The following is a 15,024-nucleotide window of genomic DNA, read 5'->3' as shown; positions in this document are numbered from 1 at the left end:
AGAGAGAATGGCCGACGACGAGCAATTGGAGGAGGGCGGCGACGCGGCGGCGGAGGCGTTCGAGCAGGTGCGCGTTGCAGTCGAGCAGCAGCGCGGCGAGCTGGCGTTGATGCGCCGCGCCATCGAGGGACTGGCGACTGAGCGCGCCAGCATCGACGTGCCGGATTATTCGGAGACGCTGGGGCATGTCGTCCATGGGTTGGACGGCATCAACGGACGCCTGGACCAGGTTACGACGGCCATCGTGAAGTCGCCGGCGCTGGCGATGACGCTGGCGCAGGTCGCGGCTCAGATCAATCGAGCGGCGGCCGACCTTCGCAGCGCCGACCATGCCGCGCTTGCAACTGCCACCGACGAGATGAAGCAACAGGGGCGCGAGCTGCGCAGCGTCGTTCAATCGGCGCTGACAGCGCGGGATCAGAAGGACCGTCAACTATGGTTCGGGCTGGGCGGGTTGCTTATCGGCATCCTACTATGGTCCTTCTTGCCCGGTCTGGTGGCGCGCGAGATCGTGCCGACGAGCTGGCAATGGCCCGAACGCATGGCGACGCGGGTTCTTGCCGAAGCGACACCGTGGGATGCCGGGCAGCATCTGATGGCGAGTGCGTCGCAGCCAAGCTGGGAGGCGATCGTCGCGGCCGACAGGTTGCTGCGCGACAATCGTGAAAAGATCGAAGGATGCCGGCAAGCCGCAAGGAAGGCGGATCAGCCGGTGCGATGCACGGTCCAGGTGGGAGTGAAGAGGTAATGACGATTCCCTACCGCTCGACGCCCATATTCGATGAGGCCACATTGCCCACTGCCTTGCGCTCCGAGCATCGCACCAAGGCCGGTGTTTGGGGCGTGATCCGGGTCATCGAAGGGAGATTGAAGCTCACCTATCTCGACCCTGCCTCCGAGGTGATCCTTACACCTGATCGGCCAGGGCTGGTTCTACCGGAACAGCCGCATTTCGTGGAACCGCTCGGAGCCATGCGGATGCAGGTCGATTTCTACGATCAGCGGCCAAGCCTCTAGGAAGAGCCATGCGTAAAGCAGCCTTGTCATTCCCGTTTCTCGTGAGCCTGGCGCTTGGTGGCTGCGTGACAAGCGCTCCGGCACCCAATTTTGGCCCGTCTCCCTCCGGGCAGTCGGAGCGAAGCGGCGAGATCACGCCTTGGGCGCTGACTTATGGCGCGGCGTTGATGACCGCCAAGGTCTACCCGCACTTGGCAGCGACGGCCGATGCAAACGCCAATCTGTTCGTCTCCCCGGTCAGCCTGTCACAGGGCCTGGGGCTTGCTTACCTCGGTGCGCGAGGGGTCACACGCGACGAGATCGGGCGCGTTCTGGACTGGCCTTCGGTCCCGAATGCGGCCGTGCCTATCAGAGCCTATAATGCCCAGCTCAGCGATACCGGCGATGCCGATATCACGCTCGGCATCGCGAACGCGCTATGGCTGGCAAAGGGATTGCCGATCCGGGACGAGTATGTCGCCGAGGCGCGTTCCGGCTTCGGGGCGGCTCCGGAAACGGTCGATTATGCCGGTGATCCCACCGGAGCGGCCGCACGGATCAATGGCTGGGTCTCGCGCGAGACGAAGGGCAGGATTTCGGAGATCGTCTCTCCGAGCGGCTTCGGGGATGACACCGCCGCTGTGTTGACCAACGCTCTTTACTTCAAGGCAAAGTGGCAGGTGCCGTTCGAGGAGACGGAAACGCGGACCTTCACGCGTGGCGACGGCACGCGCATTCCGATCACGATGATGAAGCGGATAGGCCGGTTCGACTATCGCGAGACCCATGAGGGACAGGCGATCACCCTGCCTTATGCCGGCGATGGCAGCTTCGTGATGGAAATTTTCCTGCCGCGCGACACGGCGGTCCTGCGCCGTTGGGAGCGCGAGATGAAGGGGGGCGATTTCTTCGCCGGCGAGCAGGGCGGCAATGATCGCTTCGATCTGGCAGCGGAGCAGGCGCGCGAGATGCGGATCATTCTGCCCCGCTTCGAAGCGCGGTTCGACAAGAGCGTCAAGGCAGCGCTGATCGCAGCGGGGATGCCAAGCGCCTTCGATCAGCAGCGTGCGGACCTGTCCGGCATCGTCTCCGGCGTGCGTCTGGCGATCAATGACGTGGCGCACGCGACCTTCCTGCGCGTCGATGAGGAAGGCACCGAGGCAGCGGCGGCAACCGCGGTGAAAATCGTCGTGACCAGTGCGCGGATAGAGCCCCAGGTGCCAGAGATGGTGGTCGATCGTCCTTTCCTTGCCACTCTGCGCGACCGAAAGAGCGGCGCGGTGCTGTTTTTCGGGCGCATCGCCGATCCGACCGCGATTCCATAGGCGCACAGGGCCATGTGCCGTTCAGCCGCGACGGCGTAGCCTCCTGGCATGATAGTGCCGCTGTCGCGAGTAATTGGCGCGGCCTTGGCCGGTGCGGCGTTGAGCGCGTCCGTGCCCGCCTTGGCGTGTTCGTGCATCCTGCCCGACAACATTGAGGCAGTGGGACGCGCGGCGTTCGCCAAAGCCGATTTTGTTGGTGAGTTGGAAATAGGGCGGGTGCCGGTGACGGCACCGAGCAGTTTCTGGTGCGGGTCGGACGGACGAGCACGACCGTGGTTCAGGCCAGGACGGAAGGTCGAGCAGAGCCGCCCCGCGCGCGTTATCCGGGTCATGAAGGGCCGCGTCTCGGGGGCAATCAGCATTCGCACCAGCTCGGTGATGAACATAGGAGGCCGCTGCGGCATGACGGCGAATAGCTGCCAGGTTTCTCTCGGCCGAAACGCCGCTCGGACCGGCCCCATGCTGTTTCGGCGCGTCGCGCCTAGCACTTACGAACCCTTGGACGTTTGCACACAGGCGGCTTTCACCGCCTGGCTTGAGCAGCGTCAGAAGCGTCGCGCACTCCCGCAGAGGAGATAACGATGCAAGGAATCATCGATTTCCTGAATCGCCAGCGTGCCATTGATTCAGGAAAGTCGCCGGACTTTGGAGCTGTTGTTTCGTAGGCTTTGCGCCATGAAAGGCGCAATTCTCCCAGATCCGATCGAACTGGTGGCGTTCAACCCGGCGCGTAACATCCACCGGCGCTACAGCATCACAGCGAGCCTCGACCTGTTCGGCATGATCGTCGTCGAAACCCGCTGGGGCCGGATCGGCGCGGCCGGCAAGGCTCAGCGCCATGCCTTCGCCGATCGGACGGCCGCCGAGCGTCATATCGCCGCAACCCTGCGCCGGCGCGGCACGGCCGAAACCCGGATCGGAGTGCCTTACGAGCGGGTGGCCATCAAGGTTTGAGCCGGCACCGCCAGTGGCCCGTTGGCCGCTTGCAGAAATTGGCCGGTGCTACGGCCAGCGTATTGCCGTTTCAAACGGCGCATCCTCTCGACAGTCCCGACGACCATCGGCTTACCGTAGCGCTCCGCATTCTAGTTGAAAATGGTTCAGCAGGACAGGATTCCGGCGGTCCCTTGCGCGTCGGGCATTCGCCTGTGAGTGCTACGGCGGCGATGGTCATGGCGCGCTCGCGTCGAAATGGACGCTTTGGGTAAGTCTCGCGCCAGATCTTCTCGGCCATTGATGCAAGTTCCTGCGATGTGGGCGGCCGAGCCTCACGAATGCACGCTACCAAGGCGCGCGGAAACAGGCGCTCCATCGTTTCTCTCCGATTGCGATATGGGAGCCCTATAGCACGGATGCGGCCCTGATCGACCGAGACGGGACGAAGCGGGCCTTGAAGCGGTCTAGCCGGCAACATCGGCGGCTCGCGCGTCCTATATCGCTTGAGGGCAGGAGAGTCCTGCCTGGAGAATGCGATGCCGTCCGATGTGCCTGTCCGTATTTCATTGCCGATCGCCATGCCCGACGATGCGTTCGGAGCAGCGCTGATCGAGCAGGCGGCGGCGCTCAGCGCCTATGCGCGGCGACTGACTGGAGGGGGTGCCGATGCCGACGACCTTCTGCAGGACACCATGCTTCGGTGCTGGACCGCGCGCGCCAGCTTCGCGGCGGGCACAAGCCTCGCCGCCTGGGCGCGGACCGTGATGAAGAACAGCTTTCTCACAGGGCGCCGCCGCGCCCGCTTTCACGCCGACCTACCCGAAGATGCGCGCGACCGTATGTTGAGGGTGGACGAGACCCAAAGCCTCGCCATCTGGCTGCGGGATACAGATTGGGCGCTCAGCGAACTCCCGCCCCACCAGCGTGAGGCGGTGCTGCTGGCGAGCCAGGGCGTGTCCATTGAGGACGGGGCAGCGCAGCTCGGCATTGCCGCAGGCACGTTCAAGAGCCGCATCGCACGCGGGCGGACTCGGCTGCGCGCCCTCATTGAGGAGCGATCGACGCCGCTGCTGGCCGATCGGACCGACCGCGATACTCTCCCGCCAGCGGCCAAACGGCTCATGCCGCCCAAAAAAAAGCGCGACTGGCGGGGCGTGAAGATCGGCTGATCCCCGGTGAGCCTGTCGGCTTGTTGCTTTTCTTAACAGTTTGCCGTTAGCGTGGCGGCGCTCACGGAGACGTGGGCGGAGGCGTCGAAACCTTCATGACATAGAGCCGGTCGAGCTTATCGACCGGGTGGCGGACGCGTATGTCCAAGGCCACCCGGCCCAAAGGCGGCCGCGCCTGAACTATGTCTCAGGTTTCGAACACCCGGTTCCAGGGCCGGCACGTCTCAAATAAGGGGCGTGCCGCCGGCTGTCCGGAACACTTGGCGCGACAATGAGCTTGGAGAACCTTTTGACCGAGTAGGACATGCGTGAATAGTCATCTGCCTGTCGGCCGCCTCGCCGATCGTCTTCACTCCCTGCCGCGCGAACGCGCCTGGTTCGCGATCCTCCTCAGCGTCACGGCGCTGGCGCTGGCGAACGCACATTTTCCCCGGATAGGTCTCGCGCCGCTCTATATCCCGATCGTCTGCGCCGCCTGCTGGGCGCTGGGAAGCCGCGCGGGCTATCTGGTGGCAATCGTTGCGGCGGTCCTCGCCGTCGTGCCGCATGTCGCCGAGCTGCCCAGGCTCTCTCCCGCCCTGCTAGGGGCAAGGATGGCCGTGCGTGCCGTCACCTATGTTATCGTCGCCGCCATTGTTCTCAGCTTCCGCCGGTCCTTCGATCGGGAGCGTCACCTGGCGGCGCGCGACCGCATGACCGATGCGCTCAACAAGGAGACATTCCGGGAGCGCGTGATCCATCGTCTCGGTCAAGCAGTGCCTGCCCGGCAATCCTTCCTGCTCGCAATCCTTGATCTCGACGACTTCAAGGGCATCAACAACCGCCACGGCCATGTTGCCGGCGACGAGGTGCTGCGCGCCTTCGCGCAGGGCGCACGGAAGATCATCCGGCGCGAGGATGATTTCGGCCGGATTGGCGGCGACGAGTTCGCCTTCTTGCTTCCCGTCCATTCGGCCGAGGAAGGGGTATATTTCGCTCGATCGCTTCACAAGCGCCTGTCGTCGGTTCTGGCCGGCACGCCTCATCCGGTGACGTGCAGCATGGGCGCGCTGCTGATTCAGCCCCATACCCCGCGCGACGAACCCTCGTTGATGCACGCGGTCGATCAGCTCATGTATGCGGTCAAGCGCGCCGGGAAGAACGCCGTGGAGATCGGCCGCGCAACGACCGAGCGAGGCCGGGATACCCCTGTTACGTCCAGGCTCCGGGTAATGGAGGCCACATGACGAGCAAGCAGCCGGAGAGGGCTCATCAGAGCGATGGGCGGAGCCGCATGGACGAGCGGGCACAGGAGATCGCGACTGCGATCAGCCTCATGAAGAGGGCGATGGCATCGCTCGACAAGGCCGACGAGCGCGGCAATGTCGCCGTGCACCTTCAAGCGGCGCTTGACGCGGCCGAGGACAAGTCCCCCGAGCAGCAACGGGCCGAAGCCGTGTCCTTGAGGCGCGGCTGTTCCCTCCTGGGGAATGACAATGCAGCCATCCGATGCTTGCTGCCGAAAGCGGGAATAGGAGCCCCTCTATCCCCGCAATCCGAGGCGCGCAGGCCTAGCAGCCAGCATCGAGCGCGCGGCAGAGCGCCCCGACCACAAGCTCGCGCGACGCGGGCTTGTGGCAGATCGGGCGTGAGGCGTGGACAGCCGGGATCATGCTGGTCGCGCCCGTGGCGAAGATGAAGGGCACGCCGCGCCGATTCAGTTCGTCCGCGATCGGGAATGAGGTTTCGGAGCCAAGTTGCACATCGAGGCTGGCAACATGAGGCGACGAGTCCAGCGCCGAGAGGGCGTCCCGCACGCAATCGACAGGGCCGACGACTTCTGCGCCGGCGTCGGATATTATCTCAACCAGCGTGGCCGCGACCCAGTAATCATCTTCAACAACCAGCACACGAAGGCCGCTGATCCCGTCTCGTGTAGTCATGTCGCACCAAGCATTTACGCAGCCGTTCCACCGACCAGCGCAGCAACGCGCCGTCTGGCTCTGCGCTCCACGCGGACATGCAAAATGTTCGTCTTGGGCGATCGATTGATCTAAATAGCCGGGTAGGGGGCGCGTAGAGTTATGGTCGATACTGAAACCCGGATTCGTGAGCTTGAGCATCGGTTCAGGAACATTCTCACTATCGTTCGTTCTCTTGTCAGCCAGAGCTTGCAGGCGGCCGATTCGATCGAAGACGCCCGATCGACCATTGACGAGCGATTGGCGGCGCTGGGTAGCGCGACCGAGCAGCTTCTATCCCATAATTGGGAGACCGCGCCCCTCCCGGCGCTGGCCGAGAATGCACTGGCGCACTTCACCCTCTACGCGGAGCGGCTTCGCCTTGATGGCCCCACGGTCACGATCGGCCCCAAGGCGGCGATGACGTTGACCCTCGCCTTTCACGAGCTGGCGACGAACGCGATCAAATATGGTGCGCTGTCCAACGAAACAGGCACTATCGAGCTGACGTGGAAAGTGCTGGGATCGGGCATCGAGGCCGAGCTTTGGATGCAATGGGCCGAACATGGCGGCCCGCCAGTCGTCAGGCCCGAGCGGCGGGGCTTTGGATCGCGGCTGATATGCACGGCCGCAAGCCGCAGCTTGCGCGGCCGTGCCGAGTTGGAATTTCCCGTCTCGGGCGTCGTGTGGACCTTGCTCGCCCCTCTGGCCGCGGTCGAGCTATGATCGAATCCGGATACGGGTCATCCCCGCCGCTAAGCCTTGGGTTCATCGCGCATGCCTGTCTCTTCGGCCCACGCTCCTTGTCCGACTGGATCCCTCCCGTCACTTTGATCGTCTCTTTTGTCAGGGTCTGAAATCCGGAGCACGTCTGTATGTCCAAACCGCTCTCCCCCGAAACAATGGCTTTGGTGAAAGCTACGGCGCCTGCGCTCCAGCAGCATGGCGTGGAGATCACCACGCGCATGTACCAGCGCCTGTTCGTCGATCCGGAGATCAAGGCGTTGTTCGACATGGCCGCGCACGAATCCGGCGCGCAGCCCAAGCGGCTCGCGGCGGCGATCCTCGCCTTCGCGCAGAATGTCGATAAGCTCGACGCGCTGAAACCGGCGATCGAGCGGATCGCCGCGCGTCATGTCGAAACACACATCAAGCCCGAGCATTACCCCACCGTGGCGAACGCGCTGCTCCCCGCCATCCGCGATATTCTCGGCGAAGCCGCGACCGAGGAAATATTGACGGCATGGGGCGAGGCCTATTGGTTTCTAGCCGATATCCTTATCAACCGTGAGGCGCAGCTCTACCAGACCAAGGCGGCATGATCGCCGCAGCAGGCCGCTCCTCCCAAAGGATGTGAGAAGCCGATCCTAGAATCGTGGCTGCGGTAGCCAAGATGCTCATTGTTCGACGTCATTTGCCAGTTTGAGAAGCTTGGTCTCGATGCCTTTCAGGCCGGCAATGGCCTCATGGTCGGCGACTGACCAACCATCGCGATCTACATGTTTCTGGTTTCGCTGCATCCTTGCGATGATCGAGGCTGCCTCATAAACCTCATTCGCCCCGCCATGACCACCAACATCAAGTCGGTGCGCCAGCGTCGTGAGGCGATCCACAAAGTTCGTCCGGGCTGCGATACCAGTGCTACGGGCGAGAGCCTTCGGCCCCGCTTTGAGGGCGTCTCCCAAGGTTTTCAACGCTTCCTGATGTGGGGAATCGGACACGGCACCCCGGAGGGATCGTCATCATCGTTCATAATCACGAAAGTGAAGGACGACGGGATGTTCCCGTCGTCCCCCGTCTCAGAAAGGATAGGTCGAGCCGTAATAGCCATAGACCTGCTCGCCATAGGTGCGATCGAAAGCAGGTTCTTCGCCCGCTCGATAGCGCGGCGCGCCTTCGAGCCGTTCTTTTGTTAGATCGACGACATAGCCGCCCTGGTCCGTGTCATAGGTGAGCTGGTCCCAAGGCAGCGGATGATATTCCTCGCCGATGCCGAGGAATCCGCCGAAGGACATGACCGCATATTCGACACGACCCGCGCGCTTATCGACCATGAAGTTGTAAACCGAGCCGAGTCGATTGCCATTACGGTCGTAAACAGCCGTACCTTCAACCTTGTTGGAGGCGATCAGGCGATTGGTTTCATCGGTAGCGATGTTGGTGTCTGCCATTTCTGGAGTCTCCTTTCGTTAAAGGAGAACGACACAGCCCTGATGGGTTTCCGATGAAATCGAGCAATGGGTGGCGCAGAACGATAAAGCGGGCCAGCGCCTTCAATTTGGCGGCATGCCCATAGACGACTAGCGAGCGTTCTGATCCGAAAATCAAAAGTTTCGGCTCGTGGCCGAGATCGCGCAAATCCGCACCTCTTTCCGATGCAATAATCTGACGCTGGCTGAAGCGTGATTCACATGCCGTTCTATGTATGATAATGTCCTTTATCATACATTCAAAAGGACCGGGATTGCATGACCGAGAAGGCCGCCACGACACCCCCGCAGCGCCGCCCGATCATCCGGGCCGTGAGCTTCGATGAAGTCGGCGAGGCGATCGGCCGCTTGCTCCCGATCGCCATGCCGCCCACGCGCGCGGCCGAGACGGGCGCATCGGCGAAGGTCGCCGATTTCTTGTTGGCCTGGTGGAACGGCGACGAGTGCGGGCATTTCCCGATCCTGCACCTTTGCAACGTCGATGCCGTCATTGCCGAGGATATGCTGACCATCATGGCCTATCTGGCGCAGGAGCCGACCACCTACGCCGACGCATGGGGCTATCGCGACGCGATGCACGACCTTTGGGTGCGGTATCGCGGCGATCCTACCGAGAGCGTTTAAACGTGCCGGAGATCCACGACCAAAAGGGAGTCCTATGACCGACGACGAGTTGCCCGACGACAACCCCGCCGAGCGCGCCCAGGCCAAGGCGCTGCGCGAGCAGGCCCGCGCGGGCGGCTTGCGCTTCGAGGCGTATCTACCCGGCAGCATGGCCGATTGGCTGCTGGCGCAGATCGAGCGGGGTAGGTTCGCCGACCCTTCCGAGGCGGTGTTCCTGATCGTCCAGAACTTCATCGAAATGGAGCCGCACCGCGACCTACAGGACGAGCTGCTGCGCCGGATATTGCAGGCCCGCATTGACGATCCGAGGCCGGGGATTCCGCATGATGAGGCTTGCGCCAGAATCGATCGCTTGCTTGCCGAGCCTCGCCCCGATCCGGCACGATGGGAGAAGATCGCGCGATGAACCAGCTCGCCCCCCTGCCCTCGCCCGCATCGTCGCCGGCGCTGCCGGCGTTGATCGCGGCGGCCGACGATGACACGCGGCGGCGCTTCCTTGAGTTCTTCGCCGTCACCATCCGCAACCCCCACACGCGGCGCGCTTATGCGCGCGCAGCGGGCGACTTCCTCGCCTGGTGTGAGGCGCGCGGCGTCGCCTCGCTCGCCGGCGTGCAGCCGCTTCATGTCGCGGCCTGGGTCGAGGCGCTGGGGCGCGAGCTGGCCGCGCCCAGCGTCAAACAGCAGCTCGCCGGCGTGCGTCACCTGTTCGACTGGCTGGTGACGGGCCATATCGTGCCGGTGAATCCCGCCGGATCGGTGCGCGGACCGGCGCATAGCCAGCGGCGCGGCAAGACGCCGGTGCTGGCCCCCGACGAGGCGCGGCGGTTGCTCGACAGCATTGACGTGACCACCCATGCCGGCCTGCGCGACCGCGCCCTGATCGGCCTCATGGTCTATAGCTTCGCCCGGATTGGTGCCGCGCTCTCCATGCGCGTCGAGGACGTGTTCGTGCAGAACCGCCGCCTATGGGTGCGGCTGCACGAAAAGGGTGGCAAGCGCCATGAAATGCCCTGCCATCACAATCTTGAGCATTACCTGGTCGAATATATCGACGGGTGCGGTTTGCGCGAGGACCGCAAAGGGCCGCTGTTCCGCACCATCGCGCGCGGCACTAAGCGACTAAGCGATACCCCCCTGCCCCAAGCCAATGCCTTCGCGATGGTGCGGCGGCGCGCGGCGGCGGCCGAGATCGGCACGGCGATCGGCAATCACAGTTTCCGCGCGACCGGGATCACCACCTATTTGAAGAATGGCGGCACGTTGGAGACGGCCGCGACGATGGCGAACCACAGCTCGACGCGCACCACCCAGCTCTACGATCGACGGCCTGATGACGTGACGCTGGACGAGGTGGAGCGGGTGTTGATCTAGGCGGCGACCGCTGGCCCACAGGCCCAGCGGTCGCCCTGCCAATGAAACCCCACCCGCTGCGCGTTGCCGATCGCGGGCGGCTCCCCCTTGCGCCAGAACGCGCGCATCTTGGCCCGGTCATCCATATGAGCGTCGGCGACGATTGCGCGTGCGGCCTGGATGAATTGCCCATGCCCGAACACATAGGCCAGCGAGTCAGCAGGCATGGCGGCGAGACGCGCCAGCGCGGCCTCGCAGCGCCGTAGCAGCGTGCCGAAGCTCTCCGCCCCTTCCCCGTCGCAATAATCAGGATCGGCCGCGCTCCAATAGCGTTCGAGGTGCGGCATCCTTTCGGCGCTGCGCGTGCCGTTCCATCGGGAGGGTTGGAGATAGGTAAATTCTTCGATCGGCCACGTCTCCACCGGCACGCCGGGAAAGCGCGCGATCGTCGGCGCGGCCGTCTGCCGGGTGCGGGTATAAGGCGACGTGACGATAAGCGCGGGCGCTTCCGTCCAGCTCGCCGCGACCGCGCGGGCCTGTTCCTGGCCGCGCTCCGTCAGCTCGATCGTCGCCAGATCGTGACACGGCACGCCGGCGTTGCCGGTGCTTTCGCCGTGCCGGATGAAGATGGCCCTCATGCCGGATTACTGGCGCAGGCGATCGAGCGTCCAGCCTTCCGGCAATTCGTCGCCGGCTTCGGGCGGCCGATTAGGCACCTTGTCGAGAATACGGCCCAGGCCGCTGCCGGTGTGGCCCTTCGCGCGGCGCGTGAAGAACTCGGCCGCCGTCTCGACCGCGCCAATTTTCTGCGCGACCGCCGTTGCGATCCATTGATTGAGGCTAACGCCATCTTCCTTTGCCAGTCGCGCCGCTGCCGCCTTGATCGAGGTTGGCAGCTTGAGCGGGTAGGTCGCCTTGCTCATTGTCATAACTCCTTCAACAGATCGGCGGGCTGCATCAACCGGATTCCGAAGCGCGGGGCTGCGCCCCGGAAATCGCGGATATTATAAGTCACAAGCGCATCGGCCCGCCCGTTAATCGCCGCTTCCAACACCATTTCGTCGTCGGGGTCGCGTAGTTGCGGCCGCCACAGCAAATGCACCTCCACCGGCTCGATCAGCGCCGCCAGCTCGCCAAGCAGTTCGTCCACGGCCTCCAACGTCAGCCCCGACACTTGCCGCTGCTCCGGTCGTTTCAGCACGTCCTCATATTCGAGGAACAGCGACGGCGTGGCGAGTATCTTCAAGCGGCCATACTCGACGGCGCGCAGTAGGGCGAAGCTCGCTCCCGTTTGGCTCCGCAGCGCCGTGGCGATAACCGAGGTATCTAATACGACTCTTTGCATCGCGCTTAATATAACATCCTATGGGATGTTTTTCTAGATGGCTCTAGTCCGCCACTGGCGAAGCGATGAGCCGGCGACAAGGCGAGTAGAAATCAATCATCTGTATATCATAACGCTATCGTTACGCTGTCATATGGACATTAAAAGGCAATATCGGGCGCGACCCTTCGGGCACGGCTCTATCTCCGCGTGACCGCTCCGACCAAGCCCGCAAGCGGTCTTGGCGCATAAGCGTGACGATCCTCGCGTGAGGCAGGGGCCTTGCCCCTGCCCTGTCGTGCCGGCGTGCGCCGGCGTGTCGTTTATTTGCGTGGGGAGAGGGCGTTCCGTCCCCCTCTCCCCAGCAACGGGAATCAGCGGGACCGGGTTGGCGCGAAGCGCCCGCCCGCACCACTCCCGCAGATTCCCGCTGCCCCCCTCTCCTGTCGTCGTTCTTGGGCGTCCGTGTTCCGGCCGATGGCACGGCCATCGCCGGACAGGCGATTTGAAGGGAGTAAAAACGATGACGCAGGACAACCGGGAAAGCTGGCTCAATGCGGTGGCGGCGGGCATGGCCCCGCTGTTCGAGGCGCTGGACGCCCCCCTGCCCGCGCATATCCGCGTGGCGATCGGCTTCACCAGCACGGGCCGCAAGGGCAAGGCGATCGGCGAGTGCTGGGACAACCGGCTTAGTGCAGATGGGCATTTTGAAATCTTTATCCGTCCCGACCTCGCCCACGCGGCCGACGCCATGCCGGCGCAGATCGCGGCGATCCTCGCGCATGAACTGGTCCACGCGGCCGTGGGCATCCCGGCAGGGCATGGGAAGGCGTTTAAACGGGTCGCCCTTGGCCTTGGCCTGGTCGGGCCGATGCGGGCGACGACACCGGGCGAGGCGTTTCTTGTCGCTATCGCGCCGATCCTAAAAGCCGTTGGCCCCCTCCCCCATGCCCGTCTCGATACGGACGGCGAATCCACCGCTCCCAAGAAGCAGAAAACCCGGATGCTCAAATGTGAGTGCGCGACGTGCGGCTATACGGTGAGGACCGCGCGCAAGTGGCTTGAGCTGGCCGGAGCGCCGCTTTGCCCGATCGAGGATCATGGCCAGATGGAGCACGAACCGCTGGACGACGAGGACGAGGGGGAGGGCGGCGAATAATCGCCGCCATCAAATGTATATCGCCTAGCATTACAAACGCTGCTATATAGCGCGCACATTGCCAGCGGAGCGAGAGCGGAATGATATTGGCGGTCGGAAACACCAAGGGCGGCGTCGGCAAGACCACGCTCGCCGTGAACCTCGCGGTCGCGCGCGCGCTTGCGGGCCGCGACCTTCTGCTAGTGGACGGCGACGAGCAGGGAACCGCCCTTACCTTCACGGAGCTGCGCGCCGAGCGGCTTGGCGAGGCTGGCTATACCGCCGTCGCGCTCACTGGCGCGGCTCTTCGCAGCCAGGTCCGCCAGCTCGCCCCCAAATATGATGACATCATCATCGACGTAGGCGGACGCGATACCGGCTCGCTGCGCGCCGCGCTCACCGTGGCCGACACGCTGCTGGTGCCGGTGCAGCCGCGCAGCTTTGACGTGTGGGCGCTCGACCAGGTGGCGGCGCTGGTGGCCGAGGCGCGCGAGATCAACGAGGGGCTGCGCGCCGTCGCGGTCCTCAACGGCGCGGACCCGCAGGGCGGCGACAATGAGGCGGCCTTGCAGATGATCGGCGATATTGAGGGGATCGAGGTGCTGCCCACGTCGATCGTGCGCCGCAAAGCGTTCCCGAACGCGGCGGCCGAGGGCAGGGCGGTGGTCGAGCAATCCCCGCGCGACGCCAAGGCGATAGACGAGCTGGCCGCATTGGTCAGTGCGGTATTTGTATAGCATAATGATAGCGGAGTGAATGAAAATGGCTATCGCTCGTAAACCGAATAGCAAGCCCAAGCCGCCCGTTACCGACGACGCGGCCGACGCCTTCATAGCCGGTGCCGCGAAACCGACAGCGCCGGCGATCACGGAGGCGGCCGAGGACGGGCCGCGCAAGTCGCCGGTCATGTTGCGGTTCGATCGCGCTTTGCTGGCGAAGGTCGATGCGGCGGCGAAGCGGCGCGGGATCAGCCGCAGCGCATGGATTCAGTTCACGGTGAGCCGCGCGCTCGATGCTGGCGAGGGATAGGGCCGGCGAGGAGATGGGCGTCGCAGGCTAGGCAGGCGCAGCGCGCGAAAAGTGAGTTTTGGGGTAGGGCCTCACCTTTGGGCCGCTGGCGCGCTGAAATCCACCAGCACCGGCATTTCGGGTATGTCTCCGCGCAGCTTCGCCCGCCGCACAATGCTATGCTGGTCGATCAGGTTTTGCGCGTCGCGACGGCCGCTCATGGTCTTGGGAAGCCACATCATCGAAACCCGCTCGACCTTGCGGCCCTTCTTGATCGGGGTGAACTCGACCCAGAAGGGGCAGAGCTTGTTGATTTCCTCTTGAGCGACCTTGAGGCAGTATTTGTTGAAATCGGCGAAGCGTTCCAACTTGCCTTCCGGCACGTTGAGCAGGCCGCGCAGCTCCGCGATAGTGAACTCCTCGCTTTGCTTGTATTCGAGGCCGATACGGCGCTCGATCATTTCATAGAGGCAGAGCGCGTATTTCGACTCGAAACAATACATCACTTGCGTCTTGAGGCGGGCATAGACCTCGCTGTTACGCAAAATCTCAATCAGTTCTTCGGGGATGCGGTAATGCAGGAACCCGTCTTTTTCGAGGCTTTCATCGCTGGGGCCGAGAAGCTGGACGCGGCGCTTAAAGCTCTTGCCGCCCTTGCGGATCGTGACGATCGCGATGGTGCCCATCAGGCGCAGCAGCGAGCTTTCTATGCGCTCATTGCCCTGGTGCGTGCCTTTGAGCGCGCTTTTCGGGATGCGGTGGATGACCGGCTCGCCGATCCGCTCCCAGGCGTTGGCGATCAGCAGGTTATAGATTCGCCGATCGGCGAGGGTGAGGGGGGACAGCTCGACAATATCGACCAGCTCGCCGGGTTTGACAATTTCTCCATAATTGGCGGGATCAAAGGGATTGCCGCGTCCCTTTTGCGCGAGGGTCAGAGCGGTGTCGCCGTCCAGGGCAACCTTTGCCTTTCCGCCATTTACAGGTGAGGTTGCATGATTCAT

Annotated in this window: 21 protein-coding genes; 14 read left to right on the top strand and 7 right to left on the bottom strand. The window is 63.7% G+C overall.

The features are described from left to right. Positions 1-7: 7 nt before the first annotated feature. The 6 genes from LDB29_RS29205 to LDB29_RS29180 all read left to right on the top strand — a co-directional run bounded on the left by LDB29_RS29205 (position 8) and on the right by LDB29_RS29180 (position 5,652). Positions 8-748, top strand: a complete 741-nt coding sequence (locus LDB29_RS29205) for a DUF6118 family protein (RefSeq protein ID WP_257558917.1) — start codon at positions 8-10, stop codon at positions 746-748. Then, positions 748-1,017, top strand: coding sequence for a DUF1971 domain-containing protein (locus LDB29_RS29200; protein ID WP_046990358.1), 270 nt, complete (start codon positions 748-750; stop codon positions 1,015-1,017). The genes LDB29_RS29205 and LDB29_RS29200 overlap by 1 nt, the downstream gene beginning before the upstream one ends. Before the next feature lie 167 nt (positions 1,018-1,184). After that, positions 1,185-2,321, top strand: coding sequence for a serpin family protein (locus LDB29_RS29195; protein ID WP_257558949.1), 1,137 nt, complete (start codon positions 1,185-1,187; stop codon positions 2,319-2,321). A 675-nt stretch (positions 2,322-2,996) separates the two neighbouring features. After that, a complete protein-coding gene (locus LDB29_RS29190; protein WP_059153624.1) occupies positions 2,997-3,275 on the top strand; it encodes a WGR domain-containing protein in 279 nt (92 codons plus the stop codon). Positions 3,276-3,793: 518 nt separating this feature from the next. Then, positions 3,794-4,426 (top strand): RNA polymerase sigma factor, encoded by a 633-nt coding sequence (locus LDB29_RS29185; protein WP_257558945.1) that lies wholly within the window; start codon positions 3,794-3,796, stop codon positions 4,424-4,426. A gap of 308 nt (positions 4,427-4,734) precedes the next feature. After that, positions 4,735-5,652, top strand: a complete 918-nt coding sequence (locus tag LDB29_RS29180) for a GGDEF domain-containing protein (protein ID WP_059153560.1) — start codon at positions 4,735-4,737, stop codon at positions 5,650-5,652. Positions 5,653-5,976: 324 nt separating this feature from the next. Here LDB29_RS29180 and LDB29_RS29175 read toward each other — a convergent pair whose 3' ends face one another. Next, positions 5,977-6,348, bottom strand: coding sequence for a response regulator (locus tag LDB29_RS29175; RefSeq protein WP_169795129.1), 372 nt, complete (start codon positions 6,346-6,348; stop codon positions 5,977-5,979). 141 nt (positions 6,349-6,489) lie between these two features. Here LDB29_RS29175 and LDB29_RS29170 point away from each other — a divergent pair, with 141 nt between their 5' ends. Both LDB29_RS29170 and LDB29_RS29165 read left to right on the top strand, forming a co-directional pair. Next, positions 6,490-7,092, top strand: a complete 603-nt coding sequence (locus LDB29_RS29170; protein WP_010337034.1) for a sensor histidine kinase — start codon at positions 6,490-6,492, stop codon at positions 7,090-7,092. Positions 7,093-7,241: 149 nt separating this feature from the next. Next, positions 7,242-7,688, top strand: a complete 447-nt coding sequence (locus tag LDB29_RS29165; RefSeq protein WP_029547632.1) for a globin domain-containing protein — start codon at positions 7,242-7,244, stop codon at positions 7,686-7,688. Positions 7,689-7,763: 75 nt separating this feature from the next. Here LDB29_RS29165 and LDB29_RS29160 read toward each other — a convergent pair whose 3' ends face one another. Together LDB29_RS29160 and LDB29_RS29155 are read right to left on the bottom strand one after the other, a co-directional pair. Continuing rightward, positions 7,764-8,051, bottom strand: coding sequence for a hypothetical protein (locus LDB29_RS29160; protein WP_257558941.1), 288 nt, complete (start codon positions 8,049-8,051; stop codon positions 7,764-7,766). Between the two features lie 114 nt (positions 8,052-8,165). Continuing rightward, complete coding sequence (locus LDB29_RS29155; protein WP_059153563.1) at positions 8,166-8,537, bottom strand: PRC-barrel domain-containing protein; 372 nt, start codon at positions 8,535-8,537, stop codon at positions 8,166-8,168. A gap of 297 nt (positions 8,538-8,834) precedes the next feature. Here LDB29_RS29155 and LDB29_RS29150 point away from each other — a divergent pair, with 297 nt between their 5' ends. From LDB29_RS29150 to LDB29_RS29140, 3 genes are read left to right on the top strand one after another with little or no spacing between them, the layout of a single operon-like run. After that, on the top strand, positions 8,835-9,200 hold the full coding sequence (locus LDB29_RS29150) for a hypothetical protein (RefSeq protein ID WP_015063471.1): 366 nt from the start codon (positions 8,835-8,837) through the stop codon (positions 9,198-9,200). Positions 9,201-9,234: 34 nt separating this feature from the next. Further along, on the top strand, positions 9,235-9,606 hold the full coding sequence (locus LDB29_RS29145; RefSeq protein WP_015063472.1) for a hypothetical protein: 372 nt from the start codon (positions 9,235-9,237) through the stop codon (positions 9,604-9,606). After that, entirely contained in the window at positions 9,603-10,571 is a 969-nt protein-coding gene (locus LDB29_RS29140) for a tyrosine-type recombinase/integrase (protein WP_020817756.1), read from the top strand. Before LDB29_RS29145 ends, LDB29_RS29140 begins: the two co-directional genes overlap by 4 nt. On the opposite strand, the gene LDB29_RS29135 is transcribed toward LDB29_RS29140, so the two are convergent. The 3 genes from LDB29_RS29135 to LDB29_RS29125 are packed head-to-tail and all read right to left on the bottom strand — an operon-like array spanning position 10,568 to position 11,895. Beyond that, positions 10,568-11,188 carry a histidine phosphatase family protein gene (locus LDB29_RS29135; RefSeq protein ID WP_015063474.1) on the bottom strand — a complete coding sequence of 207 codons (621 nt, stop codon included), beginning with the start codon at positions 11,186-11,188 and terminating at the stop codon, positions 10,568-10,570. The genes LDB29_RS29140 and LDB29_RS29135 overlap by 4 nt on opposite strands. Positions 11,189-11,194: 6 nt before the next feature. Continuing rightward, on the bottom strand, positions 11,195-11,473 hold the full coding sequence (locus tag LDB29_RS29130; RefSeq protein ID WP_020817757.1) for a toxin-antitoxin system HicB family antitoxin: 279 nt from the start codon (positions 11,471-11,473) through the stop codon (positions 11,195-11,197). Positions 11,474-11,475: 2 nt separating this feature from the next. Then, entirely contained in the window at positions 11,476-11,895 is a 420-nt protein-coding gene (locus LDB29_RS29125; RefSeq protein ID WP_020817758.1) for a putative toxin-antitoxin system toxin component, PIN family, read from the bottom strand. A 502-nt stretch (positions 11,896-12,397) separates the two neighbouring features. Between LDB29_RS29125 and LDB29_RS29120 the strand changes: the two genes are divergently transcribed. From LDB29_RS29120 to LDB29_RS29110, 3 genes are all read left to right on the top strand, one after another. Further along, on the top strand, positions 12,398-13,033 hold the full coding sequence (locus LDB29_RS29120; RefSeq protein WP_020817759.1) for a transcription elongation protein SprT: 636 nt from the start codon (positions 12,398-12,400) through the stop codon (positions 13,031-13,033). 80 nt (positions 13,034-13,113) lie between these two features. Next, positions 13,114-13,749 carry an AAA family ATPase gene (locus tag LDB29_RS29115; protein ID WP_015063478.1) on the top strand — a complete coding sequence of 212 codons (636 nt, stop codon included), beginning with the start codon at positions 13,114-13,116 and terminating at the stop codon, positions 13,747-13,749. A 25-nt stretch (positions 13,750-13,774) separates the two neighbouring features. Further along, positions 13,775-14,041: a hypothetical protein gene (locus LDB29_RS29110; protein WP_020817760.1), complete on the top strand. Its 267-nt coding sequence runs from the start codon at positions 13,775-13,777 to the stop codon at positions 14,039-14,041. Positions 14,042-14,112: 71 nt separating this feature from the next. On the opposite strand, the gene LDB29_RS29105 is transcribed toward LDB29_RS29110, so the two are convergent. Next, entirely contained in the window at positions 14,113-15,024 is a 912-nt protein-coding gene (locus tag LDB29_RS29105) for a replication initiation protein (protein ID WP_015063480.1), read from the bottom strand.

The organism is Sphingobium sp. CFD-2, assembly GCF_024611135.1.
GTDB lineage: Bacteria > Pseudomonadota > Alphaproteobacteria > Sphingomonadales > Sphingomonadaceae > Sphingobium > Sphingobium fuliginis.
Note: the sequence above shows the minus strand (reverse complement) of the source record. Positions and strands in the feature narration are given on the sequence as shown.